The organism is Micromonospora sp. NPDC002717, assembly GCF_040295705.1.
In the GTDB taxonomy this organism is placed as follows: domain Bacteria; phylum Actinomycetota; class Actinomycetes; order Mycobacteriales; family Micromonosporaceae; genus Micromonospora.
This window is the reverse complement of sequence record NZ_JBEOVW010000007.1, coordinates 160,638-172,027: the sequence shown is the minus strand read 5'-3', so window position 1 is coordinate 172,027 and position 11,390 is coordinate 160,638. Positions and strand designations below refer to the sequence as shown.

Annotated in this window: 7 protein-coding genes; 2 read left to right on the top strand and 5 right to left on the bottom strand. The window is 73.4% G+C overall.

Translation table 11 applies throughout. The annotated features are described in order from the left end of the window. Positions 1–47 precede the first annotated feature (47 nt). The gene (locus ABT006_RS13250; RefSeq protein ID WP_350705970.1) at positions 48–1,154 is read left to right on the top strand and encodes a type VII secretion protein EccE; all 1,107 of its coding nucleotides are present in this window, start codon (positions 48–50) and stop codon (positions 1,152–1,154) included. Here the strand turns inward: ABT006_RS13250 and eccD are convergent. From eccD to ABT006_RS13225, 5 genes are read right to left on the bottom strand one after another with little or no spacing between them, the layout of a single operon-like run. After that, on the bottom strand, positions 1,151–2,500 hold the full coding sequence (gene eccD / locus ABT006_RS13245; protein ID WP_350706188.1) for a type VII secretion integral membrane protein EccD: 1,350 nt from the start codon (positions 2,498–2,500) through the stop codon (positions 1,151–1,153). The genes ABT006_RS13250 and eccD overlap by 4 nt on opposite strands. A 29-nt stretch (positions 2,501–2,529) precedes the next feature. Then, the gene (locus tag ABT006_RS13240) at positions 2,530–2,832 is read right to left on the bottom strand and encodes a YbaB/EbfC family nucleoid-associated protein (protein WP_350705968.1); all 303 of its coding nucleotides are present in this window, start codon (positions 2,830–2,832) and stop codon (positions 2,530–2,532) included. 57 nt (positions 2,833–2,889) lie between these two features. Then, positions 2,890–5,298, bottom strand: coding sequence for a TPR repeat domain-containing protein (locus tag ABT006_RS13235; protein ID WP_350705966.1), 2,409 nt, complete (start codon positions 5,296–5,298; stop codon positions 2,890–2,892). Between the two features lie 3 nt (positions 5,299–5,301). Beyond that, positions 5,302–6,420 carry a hypothetical protein gene (locus ABT006_RS13230; protein WP_350705964.1) on the bottom strand — a complete coding sequence of 373 codons (1,119 nt, stop codon included), beginning with the start codon at positions 6,418–6,420 and terminating at the stop codon, positions 5,302–5,304. 33 nt (positions 6,421–6,453) lie between these two features. Continuing rightward, positions 6,454–7,206, bottom strand: a complete 753-nt coding sequence (locus tag ABT006_RS13225; RefSeq protein ID WP_350705962.1) for a WXG100 family type VII secretion target — start codon at positions 7,204–7,206, stop codon at positions 6,454–6,456. 188 nt (positions 7,207–7,394) lie between these two features. Here ABT006_RS13225 and eccCa point away from each other — a divergent pair, with 188 nt between their 5' ends. Next, on the top strand, positions 7,395–11,345 hold the full coding sequence (gene eccCa / locus ABT006_RS13220; protein ID WP_350705960.1) for a type VII secretion protein EccCa: 3,951 nt from the start codon (positions 7,395–7,397) through the stop codon (positions 11,343–11,345). Positions 11,346–11,390 lie beyond the last annotated feature (45 nt).

The following is an 11,390-nucleotide window of genomic DNA, read 5'->3' as shown; positions in this document are numbered from 1 at the left end:
ATATAAGGTACGGATCGCCGACGAGATCGAGCCCAAGGAGCCGAGCCATGCCGCCAGCCGCACCGGCCACCGCACCGCCCCTCGATTCCACCCGGCAGCGCAGTGCGCCGCCGATGCCCGTACCACCGGTGGGACCGCGCACACTGCGCGGGCTCGGCGTCGGCCGGCTGATGCTCTGGCAGACCACGGTGCTGGGTGCGGTCGCGGCCGGCGGGCCGTCCGGTGCGGTCGGCGGCACGCTCACCGGGTTGGCGGCGGGCGTGGTGCTCGCTACCGGGGTGCGCTGGCGCGGCCGGTGGCTGTCCGACTGGGTGGTGGTCCGGCACCGCTTCCGGCGCCGCGCCGGAAATGCCCGGCCCGCCCTGCCCGGCCTGCGGACCCGGACCGACGCGGACCGGGCGGGTAACCGGATCGGGTTGGCCGGTGACGGCACTTCGTGGAGCGCGCTGCTGCGCGTCGAACCCGACGGTGACCTCGACGACGTGCTGCGCCGGCTGCTGTCCCGCTACGACGACCCCGATCTGCCGCTGGCCGGCGCGCAACTGGTCGACTGGACCTCGCCGGGCACCGGCAACGCGGCGCGCTGGATCGCCATCCGGCTCGACCCCGAGACGGCCGCCCGGGCGGTACGGGCCCGCGGCGGCGGCCGGATCGGTGCGGTACGTGCCGCGGGCACCGCCGCGCTGCGGCTCGCCGCCGAGCTGCGCGCCGGCGGGCACCAGGTCACCGCGCTCGACGGCGGTCAACTGCGCGACGCGTGGGCCGCCGTGCTCGGTGTCGATCCGCGGCGCGCGGACGATCCGGGCACCGAGACCTGGCACTACTGGTCGCTGGGCATGCTGCACCAGGTCTGCTTCCGGCCACGCCGAGCCGCCCGGAGCCTGAGCGAGGTGGCCACGCTGCTTCGCCGGCACGCCGTCGCACCGGCGCTGGTCAGCGCCGTGTCGGTACGGTGGGACCGGCAACGCGGCGGCGGTACCCGCAGCACGGCGCTGATCCGGCTCGGGGTGCCCGCCGGACCAGCCCGGGAGGCGGTCGCCGAGGCGGTCGGGAAGGCCACCGCCGGCTTCGACCGGGACCTGGTCCCACTGGACGGGGCGCATGCCGAGGCGGCCTGGGCCACGCTGCCGCTGGCTGGCCTGCCAGTGGGTTAGCCGCCCCATGCGCGTGCCGCGCCGTAGATGTCGAGCACCGCGCCCGCCACCGGCACCAGACTGAGCAGCGCCAGGAACTCGACCACGTCGAGCAGCCGGCCCCAGTACGGCGACGGTGTCTTGGCGGCGGCCCGGAACGCGTACGTCCCGCAGACCACTCCGGTCACCAGGAGCAGCCCGGCGAGGAGCAACCGCGTTCCGGGCCCGCCGGCCAGGCTGGCCCGAGCCGTCAGGCCGAGCACCGACGCGGCACCGGCCAGCAACAGGGCGGCCCGCTGGCCGACGCCGACGTAGGCCCGGGCGCGGAGCAACAGCGCTACGCCGGCCAGACCGGCCAGCGCCCACGCCCAGCGACCGCCGCTCCACAGGAGTATTCCGGCGCAACCGGCCACGATGACCGCCAGGCCGCAGAGCAGACCGGTCAGGATCCGTTCGGCGGCCTCGGTGTCCGCGACCACCTCGGGTCCGAGCGTGGGCCGCTCGTCCCCGCGGAACGCCTCCATGTCGGTCGGTACCCCGGGCAGCGGCAGCCGGCCGAGCCGAAGCGCGAGCATCGGCAGCGCCGGACTGGCCACCACGGCCACGCAACAGGTGACCGCCGCGACCGAAGCGGGCGAGGAGGCGGTGAGCAGGTCGGCCAGCGCGCCGAGACTAGCCACCGCGGCAGCCACCGCGGCGGCGGCGAACCGCTGCTCCGCCACCACCACGGCGGCCACCGCCGTGTAGAGAGTGGCCGCCGCGCCGGCCAGCGCCAGTCGACTCGCGGTCAGCTCCATCGCCGTGCCCAGGCCACCGATCGCCGCCAGCCCGCCGATCATCGCGGCCGGTACGCCACCGGCGGCCACCGCCGCGCCTATACCTCGCTCGCCGAACGCCCGCGACAACGCTCCGCTGGCGAGCAGCAGTATCAGGGCCAGGATGCCGGAGAGCAGCGCGACGGTCGACGCGGCGAGCCCGCTGAAGCCGACCGCGACCGCGACTGCGGTGAAGGCCAGCGCGGCGACCGCACCGCCGACCTTTCGGGATGCCGCTGCCCGCCACACTCCGGGCCGGTCCGCGGCGGCGCTCGCGATGGCGTCCACCACGTCGTCGAAGAGCATCGGGGTGGCTCGTCGGTCGACCGTGTCCAGGTAGAGCACCTCGCCGTCGCGCACCCCGGCGCCGCTGACGGTGACCGCACCGTCCAACGGCGGCCCACCGAAGCGACGCAGTTCCCAGCCGACCCCGCCGGCCCGATCGGCCCGGTCGGCGTTGGTCGCCAGCAGCCGGACCAGTTGCGGAAGCAGCTCCGCCACCGTGCTCTGTATCGGCAACGACACGTCGAGACGGGCGTGGGGAGCTACCACGGTGACCCGCCGAGGGGCAACCGCAGTGGTCACTGCTGCGCCTCGCCGAGCAGCGGAGCGTACTTCGCCTCGTTGGCCGCCGCCAGCTTGGCCAGGCCGTCGTTCACCGCCTCCAACACGAGTTGACCGAGGGTGTGCGCGTCGTAGCGACGCAGCACCTGCGGGTCGATGGTCACCTCGGTGAACCGGCCGTCACCCTTGAGCTTCACGGTGACGTCGCCGTTGCCGGCGTACGCGGTCAGCTCCATTGTCGCCACCGAGCGCTGAATCTCCTCGATCCGCTGCTGCTGCTCACGCACCTGGGCGAGCAGATCCTCGATCGCCGGTTCCATCTGTCGTCTTCCCTCCGGTGTCACCGCTACCCGCCCGTGCCGTGGCCCGCCAGTGGGCTACGGCCGCCGCCCCTGCACGTCGTATTGGATCGACTCACGGGTATGAGTCGCAAGGTTTGCGAGATACACGTACTGCGCGGCGGTGGTGTAGGCGTCCATGTAGTCGGCCCGGCCCGGGTCGGCCCGGGCCCACCGTACGGCTTCCTCCGCGGCCGCGCCATGCAGCGCGCCAACCGGTACGGTCGGGGCCGATCCGCCGTTGCGTAGCTCGAAACTGGCGAGGTCGCCGGCCGCCGTGTATACGGTCCCGTTGCCGGTGAACTGCGGGTGGTGGAACACATCGGTGGGCACGCTCTGTGGATGCACCGGAGCGGGTGCCTGCAGGGCGCCGGTGACCACGTCGGCCGCCTGCCCGAAGGCGAAGCCGGCGAACTCGCCGACCTGTGGCAGCTTGCCGACACCGAACCCGACCACGTCCTTGACCGCGTTGGCGATCGCCACCTGCCGGGCGTACGCCTCCTGCGCCGTACGGGTGGCCTGCTCGGCGTCCTGCACGTTGGCGTACCAGATCGCGTTGGCGGCCGCGGCGTTGGTCAGGCCGTCGACGTTGCCGGCGTACCGGCCCGCCTGTTCCATCGGGATCGTGCCGGCGTCGGCCTGGCGCAGCAGGTACTCCTGGTACAGGTCCGCGGCCGCGCTGATCTCGTCACGACCGTCCTGGGTGACCTGACCGAGCATCAGCATGTGCCGGGCGTCGGTGCTGCCCAGGCGCTGCGCCGCCGGATCGGTGTCCAACCCGTCGAGCGGCTGGGCGTACAGATCCAGGTTCGGCACGGTGGCCCGGGCGATCGCCTCGGCGAAGTGCGGGTTCTCCCGCATCGCGGCCAGGGTCTGCGGGTACGACGCCGGGTCGGTCATCGTCTGCGTGAGGTTGACGTAGGCACCGCGGGCCAGGTCGTGCTCGGCGGGATCGGCGGTTCCGGCACCGATCCAGTCGACGACCCGGCCCGCGGTGCTGCCGTCGTCCGCCCACCCGAAGCCGGCCAGTCGGCGCAGTGTCTCGCCGTCGCTGGCCAGCGCCGCGTCGGCGACGTGGTTCCGGGTGGACACGTCGAGCAGCGTGGTCATCGTCGCATCCACCCGGGGCTTGTCCCAGAGCACCGCGTCGTCGGTAGACACGTAGTACCCGGGCTGGTCGGGGCTGTGCCGGGAGAGATCGTCCAGTCGCTGGGTGACGTCGGCCATCTCGCCGACCCGACGGGTCACCGCGGCGGAGTAGTCGGCTCCGGCGACGAGATCGCGGTCGGCCGCGCCGGTCAGCTGCGACAGCGCCTCCCACTGGGCGTAGCGGGGCACGTCGAGCCGGTTGGTGTAGACCGTCTCGCCGAGCACCCCGGTCAACGGTGCGCGGCCCGGCGTCGCCGGCACCTCGTGCGTGAAGCCGAACGAGTTGGTGCCGATGTTGGTCTCGGTGGCCGCCGGGGTGTGCACGAGGTCGCGGACCGCGGCAGGCAGGTCGGCCGGGTCCTGTGACAGGGTGAGGATGCCGTTGCCGACGGTCCGCAGCATCTCCTGCCGGTCGGCGGGGGCGAAGCCCGGGGCGGTCTCGCCGAAGATGCCGAACAGACTCGTCTGGTAGCGGTGCTCGGTGGCGTTGACGTAGCCCGGCAGGTCGAACACCCGGTCGCCGAGCGCGCCGTAGAACGAGGTCAGGAAGGCCTTGTCCGCAGCGGACGGTGGTTGGCCGGTGCGTACCCGGTCGGTGATCACGGCGAGTTGCGCCATGCTCTGGCGGAACTGCGCTGGCGAGGCGTCTCCGGCGAGCGCGGCCCGCACCGCCTCTCCCGCCAGGCGTCCGTCGGCGCCGGCTGCGGCGGCCGGACCGGCGGCGCCCACCGGGTGCGGCCCGCCGAGCTCGGTGGCGACCTGCGCCAGCACCACCCCAAGCCGGTCCCACACTCCGCGCATCGCACCCAACGCCTGCTCACCGATGTTCCGGGCGTGCCCGAGCAGAGCGGAGACCTGGCTGCTCGGCACCGCCCCGGCGGCGGCCACCAGGAGCTGGGCGTTGGCCCGGAACCGGGCGATGACCGTGTCGGCGGTGCTCGCGGCGGCCTCCAGGCCGCCGGCTGCGCGTTCCAGCGCGGCGGCGTGCCGGCGCAGCCGCGCCTCGGTGCCGTCCAGCCCGGTGGTGACCCGGCCGGCGGCGGCGCCGAACGCGTCGTACGCCGAGCCGTGCCACTGCGCCGAGAGCCCGGTGCGGCGTCGGACCAGCTCGCCGGAGACGCCCGCCGCCTGGTCGGCGATCGCCAGATAGGAGTGGGCCACGGCCCGCAGCCCGGCCGGGTCGCCGGTCATCTGCCGGCGGTATTCGGCGAGCACCGTGGCGTACCGGGAGAGCAGCCAGGACAGCGCGCCCGACAGGTTCACGGTGTGGCCGACGAGGGCGGGAGAGACGCCGGTCACCGGTCAGTCCACCTTGATCGAGCCGTCGGCGCCGACGCTGATGTCGGCGTTGACGCTCTGCCCACCGGAGCTGGCGGTGACCTCGATGTCGAACGCGCGTCCGGTGTCCACCGGCACCTCGACGGTCAACGTCATGTCACCCTTGCTGGCCGTAATCGTCACGTCGTCGTCGCCGTCGTCGCCGGGCCCGGACGGGGCGGGCGACGCCGGCCCGTCAACCGGCGCGGCCGGTGGGATCGGCAGGGTCTGCACCGGGCCGTGTGGCGTCATCGTCACCGGCGCCGCACCGGTAGGGAGCGAGGGCTGACCGGGTTGGACCGCGATCCACTGGTCGGTGCCGAGCGCCGGCGGCATGTAGTTGCTCATCGAACCGCCGGCCGGGTAGCCCGCGCCGGTGAACGACGGCATGCCGTAGCCGCTGGTGCCGTAGCTGCCGCCCAGGGCCACCTGTCCCGCGCCGGTGGCGACGCTGGCCATCGGTGGTGGCGCGAGCACGGGGTTGCCCGCGCTACCGGGCGGCAGCGCCGGAGCGGGCACCGAGCCGCCGTCGTTGTTCTTCGAGAACAACTGCTCGACCTGGCCGACGATGGTGGCCAGACCGGTCAGGATCTGGCCGAGGTTGGTCACCCCGATGGCGGTGAGGATGCCACCGATTCCGGTGAGGAACGCCTTGAGGATCCCGGTGGTGCTGACCGCCAGGGCCCGACCGGCCGCCCGGGTGTACGGATTGGACATCAGGGCGGCCACTGTCGGGTTGACCGCGCTGACCACTGCCCGGTAGGCCGCCTGCGCGGTGGTCAACTGCGCGGCGGCGCCCTCGAGTTCCCGGACGCCGGCGTACACGGTCTCGATGATCTGCTGGAAGCTGGCGAAGGACTTGTTCAGCTTCTGCACCACGGAGTCGCTCGCCGACCCGGCGGACCACACTTCACGCAGTTGCTGGCGGGCCCGCTCCAGGTCGGCCAACAGAGTGACCAGCCGGGCCACCCGCGCGGTCAACGCCGCAGAGTGGGCAAGGATGGCTTGCGGGTTACCGCCCACGATCGTGGGCAGTGCGACGGTGCCGGGCCCGCGTCCGCCGGCGGCGGCGTCCATCGCGCCCGAGTTGGGGATGTCAAACACGACGCACCTCTCTCGGCTTCAGGCCGTCGGGGTTCACCACAGCGAGGTCGCATCCGTCATCGGGCGGTAGACCCGGACGCGTCCGAACTCCGCCGCCGACCCGACCGCCCCGTGGTTGTAGAGCTGGCCGCCCGCGCCGGCGACACCGATGACCGGGCCACCGTCACCGACGACGGGCTGCACGACCACCACGTCGCCGGGGTGCACCAGGCCGGAGACGTCCCGCCCGCTGCCCGAGTAGACCGCCAACAGGCCGACCCGTTCCTGGTTGGCCGGGCTGCGGTCGAGCCAGTCGGCGAAGTCCCGGGCGTCGCGGAAGGTCACCTCGGTCAGGGGCCGGGCCGAAAGCTCACCGAGCCCCGCCCGGCCCAGGTAGTCCAGGATGTTGCCGACCGACCCGGGCTCCCCCGCCGCGCCCGCGCTGTCGTTGATCGCGTAGCCGGCGAGGGCGGCGCTGGGCGCCGCACCAGTGCCGGTGGGCGCCCCGCCCAACGCGGCGGCCACCGCCCGGTCCGCGTCGTCGTAGTCGTTGGCGCTACGGTGCACCAGGTCGTTGATCTCCTGCAGCAGTTGCAGCAGCGTCCGCATGGTGCCGACGACCTGCCCCTGCATCGCGATGTTCGCCGACGCGACCGGCGAGCCCAGCTTCGCGAACGACGTCGGCGCGAGGGTGAGCCGCTCCAACTCCATCACCGTGCTGTACGCCTGGAGCAGAATGCCGACGACGTTGCCGACCACTCCACGTACGGCATCCGGCCGCACGTTGTACGACGAGCCTGTCGTCATCGTTCGCACCTTCCCGCCAGATCGCCCACGCCGGGCCGGGCAACTCGGCCGCGCTGGGGCGGTTCCCGGATCGTTGCGGGTCATCGTAGGTTGGTGCGCGCGAGCCCTTAAACGGCAAAACTACCCACTACCTGCTCTGTCAAAGTGACCACGGGTTCCGACTCTTCGGGCCGAGGAGGCACCGCCGGATGTCCGCCGACACCTTCCGCCGCCGGGCTGTACTGCCCGAACCACCACGCGGCGAGATCATGCTGCAGTCCCCGCCCGCCCTGCCCCGCGGGTCCGGCCAGGCCGGCATGCAACTGATGTTCATGCTGCCGATGATGCTCGGCATGGGCGCCATGTCGTTCGTCTACATCGGGCGGTCCGGCGGGGCGATGACCTGGATCTTCGGCGCCCTGTACATCAGCGCCATGGCCGGCATGCTGATCATGAGCCTGTCCCGGGGCGGCGCCTCGAAGAAGGCGCAGATCAACGACGAACGACGAGACTACCTGCGCTACCTCGGCGGCCTGCGCGGCCAGGTCCGTGAGGTGGCGGTCCGCCAACGGGAGACGGCCCTGGCGGCGCTGCCCGACCCGGCCGACCTGTGGTCGTTCGCCGGCACCGAGCGGCTCTGGGAACGGGCCCGCACCGATCCCGACTTCGGCCGGGTCCGGGTCGGCACCGGGCCGCAGCGGCTGGCCACCGCGCTGCGGGCGCCGCAGACCGCCCCGCTGGAGGACCTCGACCCGGTGGCGTCCACCTCGCTGCGGCACTTCATCCGCACCTACGCGACCGTCGGAGGGCTGCCGGTGGCGGTGTCCCTACGTTCCTTCCAGCGGGTCACCCTGGCCGGCGACCGCCCCGAGATCCTGGCCCTCGCCCGGGCCCTGCTGGCCCACCTGGTCACCTTCCATTCCCCGGACAACCTGCGCGTCGCCGCCTGCGTCGGGCCGGACCGGCAGGACGGCTGGGACTGGCTGAAGTGGCTGCCCCACGCGGTGCATCCGGGCCGGGCCGACGCGAGTGGACCGACCCGGTTGGTCGCGCCCACCCTCAGCGAGTTGGCCGCGCTACTGGCCGACGATCCGGCCGACCCGGCGGCCCGCGGCCCGTTCAGACCCGGTGCCCGGCCCGAGGAACCGCACCTGCTGATCGTGCTCGACGGGGCCGGCACGCTGCCCGATGCCGGGCTGGCCCCGCCCGGCGGCCTGGCCGGCACCACCATGCTGGAGCTCGGCGGCGGGTCTGGTGGTGGCGCTGGCACGCTCGACCTGGTGATCTTCGAAGGTCGGCTCGGCATGCGCACCCCGGACGGCGTCTCGCTGGTCGGTGTGCCCGACCGGCTCAGCGTCGCCGGCGCCGAGGTGGTCGCCCGGCAGCTCACCGCGCTGCACACCGGCACGGCGGCGGTCAGCGAGCAACCGCTGTCCACCACCTTCGGCCTGGCCGACCTGCTCGGCATCGGCGACCCGCGCCGGCTCGACCCGGCGGTCACCTGGCGCCCCCGGTCGGCCCGGGACCGGCTGCGCATCCCGATCGGGGTGGATCCCGACGGGCGCCCGGTTGACCTGGACCTCAAGGAGTCGGCCGAAGGGGGCATGGGCCCGCACGGGCTGGTCATCGGGGCCACCGGGTCCGGCAAGAGCGAGCTGCTGCGCACCCTGGTCACCGGGCTCGCCGCCACCCACTCCTCGGAGACGCTCAACCTCGCGTTGATCGACTTCAAGGGCGGCGCCACCTTCGCCGGCATGACCGGCCTGCCGCACACCTGCGCGGTGATCACCAACCTCGCGGCCGACCTGACCCTGGTCGACCGGATGGCCGACGCGCTCCGCGGCGAGCTGGTCCGCCGCCAGGAACTGCTGCGGGCCGCCGGGAACTACGCCTCGGTACGCGACTACGAGCGGGCCCGAACCGAGGGCACGCCGCTGCAACCGCTGCCCTCGCTGCTGGTGATCATCGACGAGTTCAGCGAACTGCTGTCCAGCCGGCCCGAGTTCATCGACCTGTTCGTGATGATCGGTCGACTCGGCCGCAGCCTCGGCGTACACCTGATGCTCGCCTCGCAACGGCTCGAGGAGGGGCGGCTACGCGGCCTGGACAGCCACCTGAGCTACCGGATCGGGCTGCGCACCTTCTCCGCGGCGGAGAGCCGGGCGGTGCTCGGGGTGTCCGACGCGTACGAACTGCCGCCGGTACCCGGCTCGGCGTACCTGAAGTGGGACACCACCACCCTGCAACGGTTCAAGGCCGCGTACGTCTCCGGCGAACTGCCGCCCGAGCAGGCCGCCGCCGTGGCCGAGGAGATCCCGTACGAGCGGCGGGTGCTGCCGTTCGGGCTCGCCCCGCTGGCGCCGGCCGAGCCGGTCCGCGCACCGGCACCAGCGAACGGCCCCGACACCGCGGCGACCAAGGGCGAGACCGTGCTGAGCGCCATGATCGGCCGGCTGCTCGGCAACGGGCCGGCCGCGCACCAGATCTGGCTGCCGCCGCTGGCCGAACCGCCCGCCCTGGACCAACTGCTGCCGCCGCTGGGCATCGATCCGCGGCGCGGTCTGACCCCGGTGGGCTGGGCCGGCAACGGTCAGCTCACCGTGCCACTGGCCATCGTGGACAAGCCGTTCGAGCAGCGCCGGGACCTGCTGTGGGCGGAGCTGTCCGGGGCGGCCGGGCACGTGCTCGTGCTCGGCGCACCGCAGAGCGGCAAGAGCACCCTGCTGCGTACCCTGGTTACCGCGCTGGCGCTCACCCACACCCCGACCGAGGCGCAGTTCTTCCTGCTCGACTTCGGTGGCGGCGGCCTGGCCACCCTCGCCGGCCTGCCGCATGTCAGCGGCTACGCCAACCGGATGGACACCGAACGGGTCCGCCGGATCGTCGCCGAGCTGACCGGCCTGCTGGCCGAGCGGGAGCAATCGTTCGCCGCGCACGGCATCGACTCGATCTCCGACTTCCGGCGCCGCCCACCGCCCAGCCCGGACGGGCGTACGTTCGGCGACGTGTTCCTCGTCGTCGACGGCTGGATGACCCTGCGCCAGGAGTTCGAGCCGCTGGACGAGTCGGTCACCACACTCGCCGCCCGCGGCCTCGGGTTCGGCCTGCACGTCGTACTGTCGGCCAACCGGGCGATGGAGATCCGACCGGCCCTGCGCGACCTGATCGGCACCCACGTCGAGCTGCGCCTCGGCGACCCGGCCGACTCGGCGTACGACCGGCGGGCCGCGGCCGACGTGCCGAAGGGGGCTCCGGGACGCGGACTCACCGCCGACAAGCTGCACTTCCTCGGCGGGCTGCCGCGCATCGACGGCCGCACCACGGTCAGCGACCTGCCCGACGGCGCGAGCGACCTGGTCAAGCAGGTGGACGCGAGCTGGCACGGCCCGCGCGCTCCACAGGTGCGGTTGCTGCCCAGGCTGGTGCCGGCCGCCGACCTGCCCGGTCCGGTTCCCGGTGACCGGCGGATCCCGATCGGGCTGGCCGAGGCGGACCTGGGACCGGCCTACCTGAACTTCGACGCCGACCCGCACTTCATCGCCTTCGGCGACGTGGAGTCCGGCAAGACCGGGCTGCTGCGGGTACTCGCCCAGCAGATCGCGGCCCGCTATCCGGTGGCCGAGGCCGCGGTCATCGTCGCCGACTACCGGCGCGGCCTGGTGGACGCCCTCACCGGCCCGCACCTGCTCGGCTACGCCGGTAGTGAGCCGGTGCTCGAGCAGCTCGTCGCCGAGGCCGCGGAGGGACTGCGGCGACGCCTGCCCGGTCCGGAGGTGACCGCCGCCGAGTTGCGCGAGCGCAGCTGGTGGAGCGGCCCTGAGCTGTTCGTCCTCGTCGACGACTACGACCTGGTGGTGTCACCGAGCCGCAACCCACTCGCGCCCCTGCTGGACTTCCTGCCCCAGGCCAAGGACGTCGGCCTGCATCTGGTGCTCACCCGCCGGTCCGGCGGCGCCAGCCGAAGCCTGTTCGAGCCGGTCGTGCAGCGGCTGCGCGACCTGGGTACACCGGGCCTGCTGCTCTCCGGTTCCCGCGACGAGGGCGCACTGCTGGGCGACGTCAAGCCCAGCAAACAGCCGCCCGGACGTGGGCAGTTGGTGGACCGGCGGACCGGGGTGTCGCTGGTGCAGCTCGCCTGGTCGCAGACCGACCCGGCCTGATCCGAACCGGTCGGCGCACGGACCCGGCGGCCCCGGCCGCCGGGT